The sequence below is a fragment of the Capsulimonas sp. genome (assembly GCF_039929585.1).
Classification (GTDB): Bacteria; Armatimonadota; Armatimonadia; order Armatimonadales; family Capsulimonadaceae; genus Capsulimonas.
The window spans coordinates 1-17,898 of record NZ_JBDSQY010000177.1 but is presented as its reverse complement, the minus strand read 5'-3'; the positions used below and the strand labels follow the sequence as shown (position 1 = coordinate 17,898).

Annotated in this window: 18 protein-coding genes and 1 riboswitch; of the genes, 12 read left to right on the top strand and 6 right to left on the bottom strand. The window is 59.5% G+C overall.

From position 1 onward, the window contains the following. Window positions 1–24: 24 nt before the first annotated feature. Together ABIZ35_RS12840 and ABIZ35_RS12835 are read left to right on the top strand one after the other, a co-directional pair. Window positions 25–2,094 carry a DUF2314 domain-containing protein gene (locus ABIZ35_RS12840; RefSeq protein ID WP_348220306.1) on the top strand — a complete coding sequence of 690 codons (2,070 nt, stop codon included), beginning with the start codon at window positions 25–27 and terminating at the stop codon, window positions 2,092–2,094. 120 nt (window positions 2,095–2,214) lie between these two features. Then, window positions 2,215–3,507: a DUF2314 domain-containing protein gene (locus tag ABIZ35_RS12835; protein WP_348220305.1), complete on the top strand. Its 1,293-nt coding sequence runs from the start codon at window positions 2,215–2,217 to the stop codon at window positions 3,505–3,507. Here ABIZ35_RS12835 and ABIZ35_RS12830 read toward each other — a convergent pair. Then, entirely contained in the window at window positions 3,504–4,205 is a 702-nt protein-coding gene (locus tag ABIZ35_RS12830; RefSeq protein ID WP_348220304.1) for a DUF3239 domain-containing protein, read from the bottom strand. The two genes, ABIZ35_RS12835 and ABIZ35_RS12830, sit on opposite strands and share 4 nt — an antisense overlap. Window positions 4,206–4,406: 201 nt before the next feature. Here ABIZ35_RS12830 and ABIZ35_RS12825 point away from each other — a divergent pair, with 201 nt between their 5' ends. Together ABIZ35_RS12825 and rtcA are read left to right on the top strand one after the other, a co-directional pair. Further along, complete coding sequence (locus ABIZ35_RS12825) at window positions 4,407–5,612, top strand: multidrug effflux MFS transporter (protein ID WP_348220303.1); 1,206 nt, start codon at window positions 4,407–4,409, stop codon at window positions 5,610–5,612. Window positions 5,613–5,657: 45 nt separating this feature from the next. Next, complete coding sequence (gene rtcA / locus ABIZ35_RS12820; RefSeq protein ID WP_348220302.1) at window positions 5,658–6,701, top strand: RNA 3'-terminal phosphate cyclase; 1,044 nt, start codon at window positions 5,658–5,660, stop codon at window positions 6,699–6,701. Window positions 6,702–6,848: 147 nt separating this feature from the next. Here the strand turns inward: rtcA and ABIZ35_RS12815 are convergent, their stop codons facing one another. Beyond that, entirely contained in the window at window positions 6,849–7,556 is a 708-nt protein-coding gene (locus tag ABIZ35_RS12815; protein ID WP_348220301.1) for a DUF475 domain-containing protein, read from the bottom strand. 319 nt (window positions 7,557–7,875) lie between these two features. Next, a riboswitch (TPP riboswitch) is annotated at window positions 7,876–7,995 on the top strand. Window positions 7,996–8,095: 100 nt separating this feature from the next. On the opposite strand from ABIZ35_RS12815, the gene ABIZ35_RS12810 reads away from it, so the two are divergent. The 6 genes from ABIZ35_RS12810 (at window position 8,096) to ABIZ35_RS12785 (ending at window position 13,386) form a co-directional block, all read left to right on the top strand. Beyond that, a complete protein-coding gene (locus ABIZ35_RS12810) occupies window positions 8,096–8,896 on the top strand; it encodes a prepilin-type N-terminal cleavage/methylation domain-containing protein (RefSeq protein WP_348220300.1) in 801 nt (266 codons plus the stop codon). Continuing rightward, entirely contained in the window at window positions 8,889–9,551 is a 663-nt protein-coding gene (locus ABIZ35_RS12805; RefSeq protein ID WP_348220299.1) for a thiamine diphosphokinase, read from the top strand. Before ABIZ35_RS12810 ends, ABIZ35_RS12805 begins: the two co-directional genes overlap by 8 nt. Next, complete coding sequence (locus ABIZ35_RS12800; RefSeq protein WP_348220298.1) at window positions 9,548–10,987, top strand: sodium:solute symporter family protein; 1,440 nt, start codon at window positions 9,548–9,550, stop codon at window positions 10,985–10,987. The genes ABIZ35_RS12805 and ABIZ35_RS12800 overlap by 4 nt, the downstream gene beginning before the upstream one ends. 33 nt (window positions 10,988–11,020) lie before the next feature. Then, complete coding sequence (locus ABIZ35_RS12795) at window positions 11,021–11,797, top strand: MOSC N-terminal beta barrel domain-containing protein (RefSeq protein ID WP_348220297.1); 777 nt, start codon at window positions 11,021–11,023, stop codon at window positions 11,795–11,797. Window positions 11,798–11,911: 114 nt separating this feature from the next. After that, window positions 11,912–12,499 carry a PEP-CTERM sorting domain-containing protein gene (locus ABIZ35_RS12790; RefSeq protein ID WP_348220296.1) on the top strand — a complete coding sequence of 196 codons (588 nt, stop codon included), beginning with the start codon at window positions 11,912–11,914 and terminating at the stop codon, window positions 12,497–12,499. 92 nt (window positions 12,500–12,591) lie between these two features. Beyond that, window positions 12,592–13,386 (top strand): SDR family NAD(P)-dependent oxidoreductase, encoded by a 795-nt coding sequence (locus ABIZ35_RS12785; RefSeq protein WP_348220295.1) that lies wholly within the window; start codon window positions 12,592–12,594, stop codon window positions 13,384–13,386. Window positions 13,387–13,388: 2 nt separating this feature from the next. Here ABIZ35_RS12785 and ABIZ35_RS12780 read toward each other — a convergent pair whose 3' ends face one another. Genes ABIZ35_RS12780 through ABIZ35_RS12765 form a run of 4 tightly spaced genes read right to left on the bottom strand, consistent with a single transcriptional unit; the run spans window position 13,389 to window position 16,056 of the window. Continuing rightward, window positions 13,389–14,129: a Clp protease N-terminal domain-containing protein gene (locus ABIZ35_RS12780; protein ID WP_348220294.1), complete on the bottom strand. Its 741-nt coding sequence runs from the start codon at window positions 14,127–14,129 to the stop codon at window positions 13,389–13,391. Window positions 14,130–14,179: 50 nt separating this feature from the next. Then, complete coding sequence (locus tag ABIZ35_RS12775) at window positions 14,180–14,914, bottom strand: Clp protease N-terminal domain-containing protein (RefSeq protein ID WP_348220293.1); 735 nt, start codon at window positions 14,912–14,914, stop codon at window positions 14,180–14,182. 42 nt (window positions 14,915–14,956) lie between these two features. Further along, window positions 14,957–15,706 carry a Clp protease N-terminal domain-containing protein gene (locus tag ABIZ35_RS12770; protein ID WP_348220292.1) on the bottom strand — a complete coding sequence of 250 codons (750 nt, stop codon included), beginning with the start codon at window positions 15,704–15,706 and terminating at the stop codon, window positions 14,957–14,959. After that, window positions 15,703–16,056 (bottom strand): hypothetical protein, encoded by a 354-nt coding sequence (locus ABIZ35_RS12765; RefSeq protein ID WP_348220291.1) that lies wholly within the window; start codon window positions 16,054–16,056, stop codon window positions 15,703–15,705. The genes ABIZ35_RS12770 and ABIZ35_RS12765 overlap by 4 nt, the downstream gene beginning before the upstream one ends. A gap of 62 nt (window positions 16,057–16,118) precedes the next feature. On the opposite strand from ABIZ35_RS12765, the gene ABIZ35_RS12760 reads away from it, so the two are divergent. Continuing rightward, window positions 16,119–16,985, top strand: coding sequence for a DUF72 domain-containing protein (locus ABIZ35_RS12760; RefSeq protein ID WP_348220290.1), 867 nt, complete (start codon window positions 16,119–16,121; stop codon window positions 16,983–16,985). A gap of 89 nt (window positions 16,986–17,074) precedes the next feature. Then, complete coding sequence (locus ABIZ35_RS12755) at window positions 17,075–17,650, top strand: hypothetical protein (protein WP_348220289.1); 576 nt, start codon at window positions 17,075–17,077, stop codon at window positions 17,648–17,650. Window positions 17,651–17,898: the final 248 nt, after the last annotated feature.

The window sequence follows — 17,898 nt, the reverse complement described above, 5'->3', positions numbered from 1 at the left end:
GCCGCCTAGAGGACCCCCGCAATTTTGCCGCAATCTACCGATGTCATTTCCATTCCCTCGTCCGTTCCGACTGGGTTCATGATCTTTTGCCGCTTCGCCGGCGAGCCTCCCAGTACCGCTGAAATTTTCCAGGAGGCCCAAAGATGGGCGATGCAGAACATCGCGCCGCCTCTGATTTTGATTATTGCTTATCTCGATCCCGAGATGATAACGGTGCGCGTCGCTCCGCATCGCGATACGCCGGCGCAGATCCTGCGCGACTGCGCCCCGGCGCTCTCGGAGGAGCAGCGTAGGGAGATCGACGGGGCCACTCACTGTATTACGGTGCACACTTCGGAACTCCTGCCCAGTGAGCGCCTCGGTCTGTGGGCGGCGGTCGCCATGGCGAAAGCGTGTGCGGAGCGCTATGGCGCGCGGGTTGTGCTGGACGCCGACACGGCGGCGCCGTTTCCCCTCAAAACACCGTTCCGCGATCTGAGCTCGAAATTCGATCCCCGTTTGGCGAGTTTCGTCCGCCCTGTCTATTCCTTCGGCGCGAGTGGGGCTGCTTACATGACGACGCGTGGGATGGCTCGCTTTGGGCTTCCTGATTTGCAGATCATCAATATCCCCGTCATCAACATGGATGCGCTCGGCGCGACGGTCATCGGCCTCTGTCAAGTACTCATTACAATGGTTCGGAATGCAGATGGCGGCTCTGAACCTCCGGCTGCTCCCATCCCACTTGTCCTCGAAACTGCCGTCACGGAAGCATACATGCGCCTCGCACGCGTTCGTGGAAAGGATGAATCCACCGCAAACGAGGACGCTGAGGCCCGTGTGCGTTTGGAGTATGGACCGCGCCCGGGTCACCCAGACCAACAATACTTTACTCTGCGACCGCCGGCGAATTATACGGGCGAATATGGCGCCTGGCTGCACTCGCTGGTCAATACGTTTTTTGAGCCAGAGAACACCGTGCGTCCTCTCACGTTAGACAATGTGGACGGCGTTGAAACGATGGATCAGGCGCACCGGCGCGCCCTCGCGGAACTTCCGGCGATGAAGCTGCGATTTCTGAGCGGCGCCTTTGCTCCCGGGCAATTTTGCGTGAAGCAAGGATTTTCCTTTGGTAACCCTCACAGCGACGGACTGGAATACATGTGGGTTCTCGTCCGTGATTGGATGGGAAATCGGATCGTCGGCGAACTCGTCAATGCTCCACAATCTTGCAAGAACGTTCAGATGGGACAAATCATCGAGTTGGCTGACGCCGAAGTTTTCGACTGGATCGTCATCGGACCGGATGGCCCCGAAGAGGGGGGATATACCAACAACGCCGTTGAGGAGAGTGAGGTCCACCCATCGCGTCAATTTGCGCGCGAGATCGCGGACGAAACAACGCCGGATTTTGTCCGGCGCCGCTCTGACCCTGCGTTTCGCGAGCGCGTTGAGGCGGCCGGCCGTGAGGCGATACGGCGTCAGTATGAAGCGTTCTTGCAAGGCTTTCCCGGCGGCAGGATGCTGCTTTGGGGAAAGGTGCTATTGAGTGCTGTGATCGGCGCAATTTTTTGGAAATGGTCTCATGTCGCGGCGATGGCTGTGCTCGCGTTTTCCGGCTGGCAAGTATACTGTGCGATACAGACGGAGCGACGCGCGCAGCAGATTGCTGGGATCTACAAGGACGTTTCAGAGCGTGGAGAGTTTGCCGTTGCGATGCCGATCATGGTCAATAAGCTTCTGCGAGTGGCGGGGACACAAGATGCACCTGGGCTTTTCATCCTAGCGCCAAACGACGATTCTGATCCGATCATGATCTATGACGCCGTTGCGCGTGCGGTCAGCAGCAGGGATCAGGAGTGGGCGGACGCGGAATCGCAAACCGCCAGGAAACGACTAGCCGACCAGCGCTTTATACCAAGGCGTCGTACGCTCATTCCTAAAGCGTGGGTGGACGGTAAAACAGTCCATGCCGTTGACCTTTACGTCAAACGAGCACATCTTGCGGGCGGCGTCATGGTGACTGGGTTTCTGCCCTGTCTTGCGACCCCAGGCGACGATGGCTCGGTAGCGACCATCTCATGGGAAATCGCCACGAACCTTGCGGAACGGTAAGCGGGAAGGCTTTGCTGAGAATGGTCAACAGCCACGGAATTCGTCAGCAAATACAGTACAATAACCGCTGAGCGTTCGTGATTTCACGGACGCCAGACGCCGCCCAGAGGACTTGCTATTTTGCCGCAACCCACCGATCTCATTCCCGTTCCCTCGTCCGTCCCGACTGGGTTCATGGTTTTCTGCCGTTTCCCTGGCGCCTCTCCGAGCGCGTCGGACGTCTTTCAGGAAGCGAAGCGGTGGGTGATGGATAAGGTCGATCCGCCGCTACGCGAGATGATCTGGGCTTATCTGAACCCCGAACTGATGATTGTTGATGTCGCGTCGCGTCGGGACGTTCCAATCGAGATTCTGCGCCAATGCGCTCCGATGCTGTCGGAGGAGCAGCGCCAGGAGATCGATGCGGCGACCCATGTTATCTCGGTGCGTGCTTCCGACCCTTTGCCCGGCCCGCGACTGGGGCTCTTTGCCGCGGTCGCTGCGGCGAAAGCGTGCGCGGAACGCAGCGGCGCTCGTGTGGCGCTGGACGCCGACACGGCGTCCGCATTTCCCCTCAGCACGCCGTTTCACGGATTGCATTCGGGGGTTGAGCCGTGTCTGGCCAGTTTCATTCGCTGTCCCTATTCGTTTGGCGACCACGGCGCTGCGTACATGACGACGATTGGTATGGCGCGTTTCGGTCTTCCCGATCTGCAAGTGATTGGTATTCCGCCGATTGACATTCAGGCGCTTGGCGGGACGCTCATTGGTCTTTGCCAGGTTCTTATCACGATGGTCCGGAGCGCGGACGGCGGTTACGAAAATCCGGCTGCTCCTGTCCCCGCCATCCTGGAGACCGCAGTGACGGAGTTTTATCTTCAGATGTCCGGCGCCCGCGCGGCGGATACGCCTGCGGTCAGCAAAGACGCCGTGGCGCGGGTGCGTTTGGAATATCAGCCGCAGCCTGGGAATCCGGAACGCAGCTTTTTTACCTTGCGCCCGCCAGCAGGTTATTCGGGGGACTATGGCGCCTGGCTGCATTCACTCGTGAACACCTTCTTTGCGCCTGAAGATACGATGCATAACGTTGTTCACGGCTCCGGTATGGAGCAGGCGCATCGGCGCGCGATTGCTGAGCTTCCCAGCATCAAGCAGCGCTATCTGAGCGGCGCGCTTGGACCATGGCGTTTCGGTGTGAAGCATGGTTTCACCGTCGGCGATCCACGTGATGGCAATCACGAATATATGTGGGTTTTCGTACGCGAATGGGTGGGAAATCGGATCGTCGGCGAACTCGTCAATTCGCCGCGAATGCGCAAGGATCTCCGTATGGGCCAGCGGATTGAGCTGACCGAAGCGGACGTATTTGACTGGATCGTGGTCGGTCCCAACGGTCCGCAGGAAGGCGCTTATACGGACCGCGATTTTAGCTAAGCAGCGCTATGATTTTTGAGAAAAACCGAGACCGGCATGGGATATAAGCCAGGCGCATAGGGGCGCGGAACGTGGATCAAAGCGTTCTCAAGCGCGCTCCAGCCTTCTTCTTCGTAATGAAGGGTGTTCTCCAGCCGATCGAGCGCCCGCGTTTCATTCGTTGCGCAGCAGGCGGGGATAGGGTAGAAATCCGTCCACCGTCCTTCCGTCGCCGGTCCCTGGTATGTCGAGACAGTCGGGATATGGTCGCCCACGGCGAAGCTGCGCCCTTGGACCAAGTCCAGGGGCGCGGGCAGGACCTTTACCGCCGGAAACTTGACGCCGGGCGTCGCGGTGATGTCCGCGAAGACCGCAATCAAGTAGGGTTGGGTCGATACGACCACGGCGGGGTTGGCGCAGCCATGGTACAAATGCGATTTCAGTTGAGTGCGCTGGACGCCCGACCACCACCAAGCCAGAGCCATGGATAAGATGGCTACGCCCAGCGCGGCCAATATCCAATTGTGGGTTCCTATCAAAACGAACGCTGAGGCCAGGAGCACCCAGATGCTGAGTTGTGAAAGCAGGCGTTTGCCGCGATATTGGGGATAACAGCGATCGTAGACTACGGTCTTCAGCAAGATCCTGCCGGGCAAAGATGCAATGCTTCCGCCGCCGGTATTCAGTGGCGGCTCATTGCGAGAAGTGGAATCTGACATGCTGGGTGTTCCTGACGAGGCAAAATGAAAGCAGACACTCCTATTATACTAGCAAGAATACATGAAGATAGGAAATGCGATAAATAGTTTTCGATTGACTTTGGCAAGTAAGTCCGCGCCTCAATCGGAACAATACGCGCTGGGGCGCTGTTGGAATGAGGAGAACAGCGCGCTTCGGCGCGGAAAAGAGATATTTGTCCTATGCCCAGTTCCGGCGCGCGGCCGTCCACATTGCTGCTCGGCGCCCTCACGGCGATGACCGCGCTCTCCATCGATATGAGCCTTCCGGCGCTCCCCCAGCTGCGCCTTTTATTTCACGCGAGCGCCGCACAGGCGCAGCTGACGCTGACTCTGTTTCTGATTGGGTATGCGGTCAGTCAAATCATCTGCGGCCCATTGTCCGACGCACGTGGCCGTAAGCCCGTGCTGCTTTGGGGAATCGCTTTGTTTACATTGGGAGGGATTGGTTGTGCGCTCAGTCCGTCGCTGGCGATCCTGAATGCGTTTCGATTACTGCAGGGATTGGGGGCGGGCGTCGGACCGGTGCTGTCACGCGCCCTGGTGCGCGACACCTACGAGCGCAGCGAGGCGACCGTCGTTTTTTCGCACATCACCCAGGTAATGATCGTCGCGCCGATTGTCGCGCCGACTTTAGGCGGCGTCCTGCTGACCCACGCCGGCTGGCCGGCGATCTTTGCTCTGCTGGCGACGGCGGGCGCGGCGCTCTGGTTTGCGGTCCGGCGCGGCATCGCCGAGCCCGATCATGCGGGGCTGACAGCGCTCACTCCCGCCGAGCTGTTGTCACGCTACAAATTGTTCTTCTCGAATCCCATTTGTGTCGCGAATATGCTGATCTTCTGCTTTGCCTACGCGGGCCTCTTCGCCTACGTTGCTGGGTCGCCATTCGTCTTAATGGAGGTGTTTGGGATTCCGAAAGGCCAGTTCGGCGTTTACTTCGCCGTCACGGCTGTTGCGCTGCTCGTCGGCGCGACGCTCAATAAGTCGCTTGTGCGTCGCAACATCCCGAACGCTTCTCTGCTGCGTCTGGGCGTCGGCGTCGTCGTCAGTTCGGGAGTGCTGCTCTTTTTTGCGTCATGGCTTCACGTTGGCGGCGTCGCGGGCGTGATCGTTCCGATGATGGGATATCTGTTCGGCATCGGCATTGCGGGGCCTCATGCGATGGCCGCGGCCATGGAGCCGTATCCGCAGATGGCGGGAGTCACTTCATCGCTGATCGGCTCGCTCCAGACCGCCGGCGGCGGACTTGCCGGCGCGCTAGTCGCGGCCTTCTACACCCACACTACGGTTTCTTTGGGTGTTGTCGTCTTGGTCGCCGTGATCGGGATGCTGCTGTCATTTGCATGGACGGCGTCGCATGCTCGTAAGAGAGTAGAAGTAGTCGCGTAGCTCCCGATCTTTAACAGAACTTCTCCCCTAAACGATAAGGACATCATGGAAGACATTGTACACATTGACGGATCGCATGGTGAGGGTGGGGGCCAGATCCTGCGCACAAGCCTTTCGCTGGCGGCGATTACAGGACGCTCCGTGGAGTTTGAGAACATCCGGGCGGGCCGCTCAAAGCCTGGGCTGAAGGCGCAGCATCTGGCCGCCGTGCGCGCGGCGGCGAAGATTTGCGGCGCGGGAATGTCCGGCGCGGAAGTCGGGTCGCAGCGCCTTGGATTTTATCCGGGGACGCCAACACGTCCCGGCAAGTATCGATTTGACATCGGTACGGCGGGCGCCTCCACGCTGGTGATGCAGACGGTGCTGATCCCGCTGGCGCTCGCGGGCGCCCCATCCGAGGTCGTCGTGACGGGCGGCACGCACGTCCCCTTCGCGCCGGTCTATGAGTATCTGGCGCACGTCTATCGTGAGACGCTGTCGGACCATGGCGTTGTCGCGACATTCACCTCTCCCGCCGCCGGGTTCTTTCCGCGCGGCGGCGGAGAGATTCACGCACGGATCGCTCCATCGGTTCTCCAGGCCCCAATAGATCGAGTCGAGCGCGGGGCTCTGACGGGCGTTACGGCGTACATTGTCACCGCAAACCTCTCCGCGGCCGTTGCGAATCGCGGCGAAACGGCGGTGATCGAGGGGCTGCGTGGTGTGGCGCAACCCACGGTCATCATGCGGGCAGCGCCGTCGCCGGGCCCGGGCGCGTCCATCATCCTCATTGCACACAGCGAGAACGCACTCGCCGGCTTCTCCGCGATCGGCGAGCGCGGCATGCCAATGGAGACCCTCGCGGCGAACGCCTGCGCGGACCTGCGCGCCTGGCTTGCCAGCGGCGCCGCCTGCGACGAATACCTCGCCGACCAGCTTGTGCTGCCCGCCTCGCTGATTCCCGAGACAAGTCGCTGGAGCGTCTCTTCGGTGACGGATCATTTGCGGACGGTGCTGCATATCGTCGGGCAGTTTGTGGATGTGGAGACGTCATTGGAGGAGAAGTCGGACGGGACGGGGGTGGTGACGATGCGGGGAGCGAAGCGTTAAGTTCGAGCCCTCACCCCCCGACCCCCTCTCCCAATTCTGGGAGAGGGGGAATCGGAGTAAGATTTGGATTTTGTTCTTAAGATCTTAAACTCAAAAACTCTTGCTCCCCTTCTCCCAGAATTGGGAGAAGGGGATGAGGGCGTCCTCCTACGCCGCCGGCCGTTTCCGCACCGCATACACCGTGCCCAGCACAATGATCGCGCCCATACCGGCCCAGAAGGCCACGTCCGGCAGCGCCAATCCCCAATGCTGGTGATAAACCGTTTCGCCGAAGACGTCGATGGCTTCAGACATCAGGCGGACGCCGGCCCAGCCGACGAGGGCGTAGGCGGCGTGGTCGAGGGCAGGGTAGCGCTCCAGCAGCTTGAGGAAAAATCCAGAGACGAAACGGAGGGCGACGATGCCGATGCCGACGCCGACGTAGATGACCCAGAGCTTATCCGTCATCGCGACGGCGACCAGGATGGAATCGATTGCGAAGGCGGCGTCCGTCAGGGCAAGCGCAATGACGACATTACGAAACGCCGCCTTGCCCATCTCTACCGTCGTAGGCTCCTGCGGCAGTTCGGACGTCTCGTGTTTCCTGGCTTTCAGGAAGTGCGCGGCGCAAAGATACAGCAGGTAAAGCGCGCCGGCGCCGCGCAGATACCACAGGTGAATAATCGTCTTGGCGACCAGCAGGCCCGCTGCGCGCATGACGAAGGACAACGCGACGCCGATGGTGAGGGCGCGTGACTGCGCCTTTTTATCCGTTAGCCGCTTGGCGATAATCGCCAGCACCAGTGCGTTGTCCGCCGAGAGCAGCGCTTCCAGCAGCACCAGCATCCCAATCGTCGCCAAAATTTCAAGTGTCAAATTCTTCGCCTTTCGAAACTCACAGTTACCGCGCGGGTGGGGCGCCGCACAAAAAAAGACCCTCGGTCGGACATTCACGACAGACGTGAATGCGCGACCGAAGGTCTCGCTGTTTCATCGATGGCCCGGGAGCTTACGCTCCGTCTTGACGACCCATCAATCCACAATTGTTTGGGATGGCTACTCCCCTTCGCGTCGATTCTACCCGAAGAAGGCCGATTCCAACCGATTTCTTCGGGATTGTTTTGTCCTGCGCCACTGGAGAATTGCGCGAGGGGCGGAGAAATCGGGTATTATCAATACGAATATATATTGACGACGCGTCTGCTAGGGGAGCCGCCCTTGCGCAATTTTGCGCGGGCTGCTGAGAGGGCCACATGGCCGACCCTATCAACCTGATCCGGTTCGTACCGGCGTAGGGAAGTGGACCGCCTCGGCCGGCGTGTCCGGCCCTGCGGAAATTACGCCACCTCCCTTTGCGGAAGGTGGCTTTTGTTTTGCCACACTTTTTTGACGCGTCCTGAAAAAGGACACAAATTATGAAACTCCACACCATGAATCGTCGAGGCTTTACCTTGATAGAGCTCCTCGTCGTGATAGCCATTATAGCGATTCTCGCCGCAATCCTATTCCCCGTCTTCGCCCAGGCGCGGGAAAAGGCGCGCGAAGTTACCTGCGCCTCCAACATGCGTCAGATCGGCCTCTGCGTGCGCATGTATGTTCAGGACAATGATGAGACGATGCCAATTTTCTATGCTTACAGTACTAACCCTCCCTCTGGAATTGATGGACACAAGGGCGTTGAAGTGGAGCTTTTGCCTTATTCCAAGAATAAGGACATCTTCAAATGCCCTGATGACGTGGGCAGCCCATACATGGCTTCTAATCCTGCTTCGGCCAATGGCTGTCAGGATTATGGCGACAAAAGCCGCTCTTACCATGCATGCTACGGCACATCATATCGGTTTACGAGTGATACGTACTCGATTGTCGCTGGAGAATCATTGCAAAACGATGATACTACACAGTATACGACGACACAACTCGTGACGGATTCGATGTTTGATGTTCCCGCTCAGACACGGATTATGCGCGACGAAATGTTCCCCTGGTTCTCCGATCAAAGTGATCCTGGTGGAACTGTTTACAAGTACGCTGGAAATACGCCAAGCTATTTCGCGCAGTGGCACCCACGTGGTGGGTCGATGGTCTTTGCCGACGGGCACGCGAAGTTTATTGCTTCTCAAGCGCAGTTTAATGCAACAGCAGTGACTCTTGATGGTAAGACATTTAACGATGATTGTGGCAGTGGTCCGACCTGCTGGTCTGGACATGACTAAACATCAAGCGACTATTCTCGCCAATGGCCCGTTTGTCGATGATGGCCGCCTTCGCGCACGGGTGGCGCAGGGCGGCTCGCTGATCGGGGTTGATGGCGGCGCGGTGCGTTTGCTGGCTTTGGGGCTGACGCCGCAATGGGTGACGGGGGATGGCGATTCGGTGACGGCCGCGCAGCGGGCGGCGCTGGAGGCGGCGGGGGCGCAGTTTGTCGAGACACTGGATCAATACCGGGTGGATCTGGACAAGGCGCTGAGCTTTGCGATCAATGAAGTGGGCGCGCGGGATGTGGCCGTGTTTGGCGCGAGCGAAGGACGGCTGGACCATACCGTGGCGGCGATGATTGCCGTGCTGAAGCATGGGCGGCGGGCGGCGCTCCAGATAGTGGACGCGCATGGAACGGCGCAGCCGGTTTTTGGGCAATTGACGCTGTCCGGGAGCGATCTCAACGGGCGAATCGTCTCGCTGATTGCATTGGGGACCGTGGAGGATGTCTGGTTCGAAGGCGTCCGATGGCCCTTGATGGGCGAAACGATCGGTGTGGGCGAACGGGATGCGACGTCGAATGAGATCGTTGCGGATACGATCCGCGTTCGGGCCGGAGCGGGGGACTTGTTGATTTATCTCCACCATCGTTCAGAGAGACGCGCGGAATGAGCAATCCCGTGCATTTCGCGCCGCTCGATTACGCGCTGATCGCGATCTACTTCGCCTTTTTGGTCGTCATCGGGGTGTTCACGGCGCGACGGAAGGTGACGGGCGAAAAGAGCGAGGACTTCATGCTCGCCGGCCGGAGCCTGACCCTGCCGGCGTTTGTCGCATCACTGGTCGCCACCTGGTATGGGGGCATCTTAGGGGTGGGGCAGTTCGCCTATGAATCCGGCGTCGCCACCTGGACCGTGTTTGGCCTGCCATACTACCTCTTCGCCATCGTCTATGCGCTGTTCCTCGCGGGCAAAGTGCGCGGCGTGGCGCGGCTGACGATCCCCGATACGCTTCAAGCGGCGCACAGTCGCCCGGTCGCTCTGCTCGGCTCTCTGTTTCTGTTTTGTTTGGTGACCCCCGCCCCCTACACGCTCATGCTGGGGACGATGCTGCATGACATGTTCGGCTGGCCGCTGCTGCTGGCGCTCGTTCTGGGAACCGTGCTGTCTGTCGCGTTTGTCGTCACCGGCGGCTTCAATACGGATGTCCGCACCAATATCTTCCAATTTTTTCTGATGTTCACGGCATTTGCCATGATTCTCGGCTTTGCAATTGTGAAGCATGGGGGTATCGGCGCGATGTTCGCGCACTTGCCGCACGACCTGCAAAAGCCGAGCGGGGGGCTGGCGTGGCCGCTGATCGTCGTCTGGTACTTCATCGCGATGTGGACGCTGGTCGATCCGGGCTTCCACCAGCGCTGCTCGGCGGCGTCCAGCCCGCGCATCGCGCGTAACGGGATTTTGATCTCCGTGCTCTGCTGGGCGCTGTTCGATTTCATGACCATCACCACTGGTCTCTACGCCCGCGTGCTGCTGCCGAATTTGACGCCGACGGTGGAGGCCTATCCCGCGCTCTCCCAGCTCCTCCTGCCGGCCGGCGCGAAGGGCTACTTCTGGGTGGGCATGCTGGCGACCGTCATGAGCACGGTGATCTCCTATACGCTGATCGCCGCGATCACCATGGGCCGCGATCTCGTCTGGCGCTTCTCGCCCCGGCACGCCGAGGGACGAGATGTCTTCTGGACACGGATCGGCGTCGTCCTCTCCTCCGCGATCGCGATCTTCGCCGCTTACAAACTCCCCTCCGTGGTCGGCCTCTGGTACGCCATCGGCACGGCGTTCATTCCCGGCCTGCTCCTGCCCCTGCTTACCGCCTACAGCCCGCGCGTCCGCGTGGCCCCGGTCTATACGTTTGTCGCCATGCTGCTGGGGACCGGCCTGCCGCTTGTCTGGATGGCCCTGGGATATCAGGCAGGCGGCCTGGATGAAGAGCACTATCCCCAGCATATCGAACCGATCTATCTGGGGCTGGGAGCTTCTGTTTTGGTTTGGGCCATGGGATATATTGCCAGCCGTCGCATGAAGTCCGACGCGCCGGCTGCGGTATAATGGCGTCAGTTTCATTGCGCCAGGAGCCGTCTCATGCCGTATCTTGCCGGTATCGTTCTTTACCCTATCAAAGCCCTTGACCCCATTCGGGTCCGCACGGCGCGTATTATCGCCAGCGGCGCGCTGGAGCATGACCGCGAACTGGCGATTGTGGACGCCGAGGGGCGCCTGATCAATGGTAAGCGCAATACGCTCATCCATCATCTCTGCACCGGCGTGAACTGGGACGAGGGCGTGGTTTACCTGGACACTCGCGATGGCGGCAGCGGCGCCCAGTTTCACTTAGACCGTGAGCGTTGCGCGCTGGAGGCTTGGCTGAGTGATTACTTCGCCCAGCCTGTGACTTTGAAGCGCAGCACGGAAGGCGGCTTCCCCGACGACCCCAAGAACCCCGGCCCCACGATCATCGGCCGCTCCAGCATCGAGACCGTGGCCTCCTGGTACGACGGCGTTCCCTACGCCGAAATCCAAACCCGCTTTCGCGCCAATTTAGAGATCGGCGATTCTGAACCGTTCTGGGAGGATCGTCTGTTCGGCGCTCTCGACGAAAATGTGCGCTTTTCCATCGGCGATGTGCAGTTCGGGGGAACCAACCCCTGCCAGCGCTGTATCGTGCCGACGCGCAATACAAAGACCGGTGAGCCGACTGACAATTTCGCGGAAATCTTTCGCGCACGCCGCGAAGCGACGCTGCCGGACTGGGCGAATCGCGAACGCTTCAATCATTTTTACCGATTAGCCGTCAATACCCGTTTAGCTCCCTCGGAGTTGGGTAAGATGCTCCGGGTGGGAGACGAAGTACGCTTGTAAAGTCCTCGCAGCAGTCCGCGTAGTACGGTGAGCAAGGCTGGCGCCGGCGGTGTGAAGACCGACAGGATCGGACACGAATCCACCCTCGTGACGCACCGACCCAAGGAGGTCCTCATGAAACGCCAATCCTCGCGCGTACTGTCTACGCTCGCCGTCCTGGGGAGCCTTTGCCTCGCCGCTGAAGCCCACGGGGCCACACTCGTCTTCGGTTTCGACGGGAAAACCGTCGGCGATACCGTTCCCTTCACTTTGACCGACGGCGGACTTTCCGCAACCTTTACCGGGACCGGCAACGCCGTCTCGTCCGGATTTTTCTTCGGCGATCCCCATCAGGTGCTGCTCGGCGCGACCGATCCGCTGGACATCACCTTCAGTGCGCCGATCGACAATGTCTCCAGCGTCTTCTACGGCGCCCGTGGGTCCACCGTGATACTCACTGCTTACAATGGCGGCGTGTTTGTCGGGTCAGTCGACACGGTCGTTCCCGGTCTCGGCCAGGGCAACAAGCCTGTTTTGGATTTCCTGAACTTCTCCGGCTCGGCCTTTGACGAGATTACCCTGACCAACTTCGTCGCGCTCAATGATGTCTCAACCAATGTCCGCTCCGCCGTGCCGGAGCCAAGCAGTTTCGCCGCCCTTGGGTTCGGCGTGCTGGGCGTCATGGCGCTTGGTCTGCGCCGCAAACACGCCTTGACATTCTAAAACCGAAATTTCATGGAACCTTACGCGTCCGGTGGCGATTATGTGATCAAAGCCGGGCGCATTTTTGCGTCTTGATGCGAAGGAGAAATCACATGGATTTAGGATTGAATGGGAAGAAAGCCCTGGTGACGGGCTCCACGGCGGGGATTGGCTTGGCGGTAGCGCAGGGGCTGGCGCGTGAGGGCGCGTCGGTGGTCGTGAACGGCCGGACCCAGGAGCGCGTGGATCAGGCGATCGCCCAGGTGAAAGAGGTCGCGCCTAACGCCGACGTGACGGGGATCGCCGCCGATCTGAGTACGGCCGCCGGCGTCGTCGCATTGATCGAGAAACTGCCGAGCGTCGATGTGCTCGTCAATAATTTGGGTGTCTTCGAGCCGAAGCCGTTTGAAGAAATCACCGACGACGATTGGCTGGACATCTTTCAGGCCAACGTCATGAGCGGCGTCCGTCTGACCCGCCACTATCTGGCCGGCCTGCGCGAACGCAACTGGGGCCGCGTGATCTTCGTCTCCAGCGAGTCTGCGGTGCAGATCCCGGTGGAGATGATCCATTACGGCGTCACCAAGACGGCGCAGGTCGCATTGGCGCGGGGTATTGCCGAAACGCTCGTCGGCACAAATGTTACCGTCAACAGCGTCCTCGTCGGTCCGACGAAGTCCGAAGGCGTTGGCATATTCGTCTCACAGATGGCGAAGAAAGAAGGCGTCGATGACGTCGCCATGGAGAAGCAGTTCTTCGAGACCGCGCGCCCTTCGTCCCTGATCAAGCGCTTCGAAACGACGGAGGAAGTCGCCAACATGATCGTCTATCTCAGCAGCGAGCAGGCGTCGGCCACCACCGGCTCCGCCGTACGCGTTGACGGCGGCGTTACCCGCGCCATTTTATAACGTCATCCGTGTCCGAACAGCATCTCATAGACGCCCACACAAAGTGTGACTTGCGTCCAACCGGCGATGAATATTGCTATCAGCGCTGCATAGCCCAATTGGGAATGGCGCGCCTGCCAGGCGAACCAGAAGGCCGCAAAACACAGAATCTGCATGACGCTCATTTGAGAAAACGCGCTAAGCCCGGAGCTCCCAAAGGTGGTATTCACGCTGAACAGAGCGAAAGCCATGGCGAATGAGGTCGGCGCGCAGCCGGATTTCTGAGCTTCGGGAGGCGTATGGGGAACGATTGTCTGCGTCGGCGGCGGTGGCCAAATGCCGCCGCCGTGGGCGATATCCTCTAAGACCCGTGCGCATGTCAGGTTCGCTTCACGAAACCGATGATCTTTCTGTTTCTCGGCATTCTCTAATATACCGGCCAGCAAGTGCTCCGGGCCGATCCAATCGTGATGGAGCCGCCGTGATACATCATAAGCGCGATCGATGCATCTTTTGCCGCTGCTTGTCAGTTTAAGATCTTCGACCGCCGGCTTTGTTTCCGCCGCCTCTTTCGACACCAAGGCGCGAATGTTCGCTGGCGGGACGCCGATTCGCTCTAATTGCTGAGATGCTTCACTTTTTGAGTCGGCGATCAACCCAAGCATTAGATGATCCGGGCCAACGAACGGATCTCCCTCCTCGATCGCCGCCTGCTGAGCTTGGTAAATGGCGAGGCGCGCCGGTTCCGTAAATCGATCCCACATCTTCACGGTTTCTCGTCCTTTATCCGCGGCTTCCCCGCTTTGAGCGATTGTCAGACGAAATGGAGCAGCAGCGCGATCATCGCCACAGAGTGAAGTGAGGCGATTGTGATGGCCGCCATCGCCTTGGGATTGCGTCGAACCTTCCAGGCCCACGTGATCGCGTAGATATCCAGCAGCAGTATTGGAAGAGCGACGCTGGTCAATTGCATATTGCCGCGCAGCGGCCAAAGAGAGCAGATTGTGAATACTGTGCTGACAATCGCCAATCCCAGAGATGCAGTGGCGCTGTCCGGTGATAGCGACGGTCGCGGCTCTTTCTTCGGAGCCGCTTCTTCGTATTTCGGCGCTGGCGGCCAAACGCCGCCGTCATTCTCGATGTCTTCCACGACGCGCTGCAATGTCAATCCTGCATCCAGAAACCGATCGTCATTGTGCTGCTCGGCCTGCTCAAGAATTCCCGCAAGCAGATGCTCCGTGCCGATATAGTCATGCTTGAGGCGTCCTGCGATCCGGTATGCGCGATCAACCCCGCTCTTCATCTCACGTGATAGCTGGTAATCACGACCGCTGTATTCACCCATTTCCTGCCGCGCCAGGACAGCGTTCATGAGTTCTTCACGGGACGCCCCCAGACGAAGGACTATTCCGGCCGCCGCGCTGCCGGGGTCTGTGAGCAGACCAACCATCATATGGTCTAATGTCACCCTCTGCTGGCCATAGTTCGCCGCGCATGTTTGCGCGTGAAACACCGATTTCCTCGCCGCTTCCGAAAATCTCTGCCACATCGTGATTTATCCCTCGTAATCTCCGCCGCCTGCGTGTTATCTTTAACTCCAGCTCAAGATAAGTGTGTGCGTAATGGCGATAATGATCGCCACTAAGGCCAAACCGCTGTACGGTGATTTGCTCGCTCGAATTCCGTATAAGACGGCGGCGACGTTGAGCGCAATGAGGGCCAAGCGTACAAAGGGCCATGAAATGTGCAAGTAAATTACAGCAAAATGGGATAAGCTGACGCTGATGCTGATGAGGGCTAACCCGATTGCGATCACGCTGTCTTTGTAGTCTGGTTTGGGGTAATCCGCTTGCGTGGGAAGACCTTCGGTCGTTGGCGCCGGCGGCCAGACCTTGGGTGAATCCGTATCTGAAGCGCCAAGTCCTAACGCTTGCTTGATGCGCGCGGCGTCCAAGCCTATCTGCTGATAACTCTCATCTCCGCGTGTTTCGGCGCTCTCAAGAATCCCCGCGAGCAGGTGCGCGCCTTCCACTTCCGCTGCTCCATGCTCCTGCCGCAATCGGAACGCGCGGTTTAATGATTGTTTCGAAAACGGCGCGAGCTCCATCGCGCCCAGCGCCCCATTTCCTCGCGGCTGACGCTGCTTGAGTGTGTGAATCAGCGACTTGCACCGCGCGCCAATTCCCTCCAGCAGTTCTGTGGCTCCGGCGTCGGGGTTCTCCAGTAACGCTTGAAGCAAATGGTCCGGCGTCACTTCGCACTGGCCGCAAAGCGCCGCAACCTCTTGAGCCTTAAACATGACCACGCGCGAGGACTTACTCAGAATGTCCCACTCGCTCATCGCGTGTCCTCGGCTAAGATACACGCCAGAAACGGCAGGCGCAGGCCGGGCAGCGCGCGGAAGCCCACGGGCAGTACGAGGTGGGCCATACCTTCGGCGTCTACCAGGACGTCGCCGTCATAGCTGGAACGCCGGGTGCGGGGATCGCCGACGATCGTGACGCCTTTGTCACTTGTCCAGGCGACGCCTTCTTCGTGCAGAGTGCGATGAAATGCGCGGCTGAGATCGTCTTCGGGGACGATGGCGGCCAGTTCCAGATCCTGGGGCGTGGGCTGGTAGATCTGCTGCTCCGTGGGATCGATCAGGCGTGTGGCGATATGAAAATCGAGGTGATGATAGATCGTGATCATAAGTGTTCTCTTTGACTGCGGCGTTGCAACGAAAGGGTGGCGCGGGCGTGGCGCAAATGGGTATGATTGATAGTATTATGTTGTACCTCGGATGCCCGATTTGGAGTTCAAAAGATTGGCTGGGAAATTTTCTTCCGGCGTCCGCAGGGCGGGAGATGCTCGCCGCGTACAGTCAGCGCCTGCCGATGGTGGAGGGCAACACGACCTTCTACGGTATGCCGTCCCTGGAAACTGTGGCCCGCTGGCGGGACGACGCGCCGCCGGGGTTTCGTTTCTGTCTGAAGTTCCCTCGCACGATCAGTCATGATAAAGCCCTGGTCGGCTGTGAGACCGATCTGGAGCACTGGATCGAACGTCTGCGCCTGCTGGAGGACCGCGCGGGCCCCAGCTTTTTGCAGCTGTCCCGAGAGTTCGGTCCGGACCGCCTGCCGGTCCTGCGCCGATTCTTAGAATCGCTGCCCCCCGACATGCGCTTCGCGGTGGAGCCGCGCCACGCGGGCTGGTTCACGGCGCGCAACGAAGACGCTTTGAACGGCATGCTCGCCGGAATGGACATCGCCCGGGTGCTCTACGATGTGCGGCCATTGAACGCGGCCGACACATCCGATCCGGAAGTCCGTGAAGCGCTGCGGAAAAAGCCGCAGGTCCCCGTGCGTATGGATCGTGTGGGCTCCTACGTGCAGGTCCGGTTCATCTCGCATCCCGATGTCCCCACGAACGACCAATGGCTCGCGGAATGGGCGCCGCGCGTCGCCCAGTGGCTCGCGGACGGCGCGGACGTCTTCTTCTGCATGCACAGCATCTACGATCTCGAAATGCCCGTCCTCTGCCGCCGCTTTCACGACCATCTTGTCGCCGCCGGGGGCCCGCTGGAGCCGATGGCGCCCTGGGAGGAAGAAGTCGACATCACGCAGCTAAGTTTGTTTTAAGGACGACGGGCTCAATGTACGGTATAAGTTCAATAACATCGCCGTGATTGCGGCGCTCGGGGAAGATACCGAGAGAAGAGGGGATGACTATGGCGTCGAAACCGTTTCTGGAGCTTGAGCTGCATCTGACGAATGGAAACACGCACCGGTTCGTGCAGAACGATCCGGAGCAGGCGCGCGACCTGCTCCAGCACATTCATCTTAATATCTTCACGCAGCCCACGGTAATTATCTACGGACAGGATCGGGTCGCCGCGTACCCCGGAAATAAAATTACTGGGATCACCGTGCGGATGGATTCAATCCCGGAGTCGCTGCTGCAGCTCAACCCAAACGCCACCAGCATTCGGGAAATCACCGAGGATGATTACCGGGCAAAGCTTCTGGATGCGCCTAAGTGCGTACAGGCGAAGCCGTTCTTGATGCTGAATGAAGTGGAGATGTGCTGCGGCCACAGATTCTGGCTGGAGGTCGATATCGTCACCGAGGTCGGGAGCGTGCAGGAGCGAAAGATCCTCTACAACGCCTTCAGCTGGCCGAGCGCCGTGTGCCAAAATCTCGACGGCAGCGTCACCATCTGGAACCGCGCGCAGATGGTCAGCTGCTCGTTCGCGCCCAAACCCGACGTGCCGATGGGCGGGTGGTCGGCGGAGTTGGTGGGGTAGTAAGGGTAACAGCGAGTAACCGAGCCTGAATGAAGGCTGGCGGTTGAAACCGCGCCTTCGAGAGCGCAGAAGCCCACCTGCGCGGGCTACATAGTCGCAATCGATATTGCCTAACAAAAACGTCTTATTCGGCAGTATCGTCAAGGAATATGTAGTCCCCGCAGGGGGACTTCTGCGCTCTTGCAGACGCGGTTTCAACCGCCAGCTTCTGAACGCGTTCGTATTTGCTTCGTCGCTCTTACTTCGCC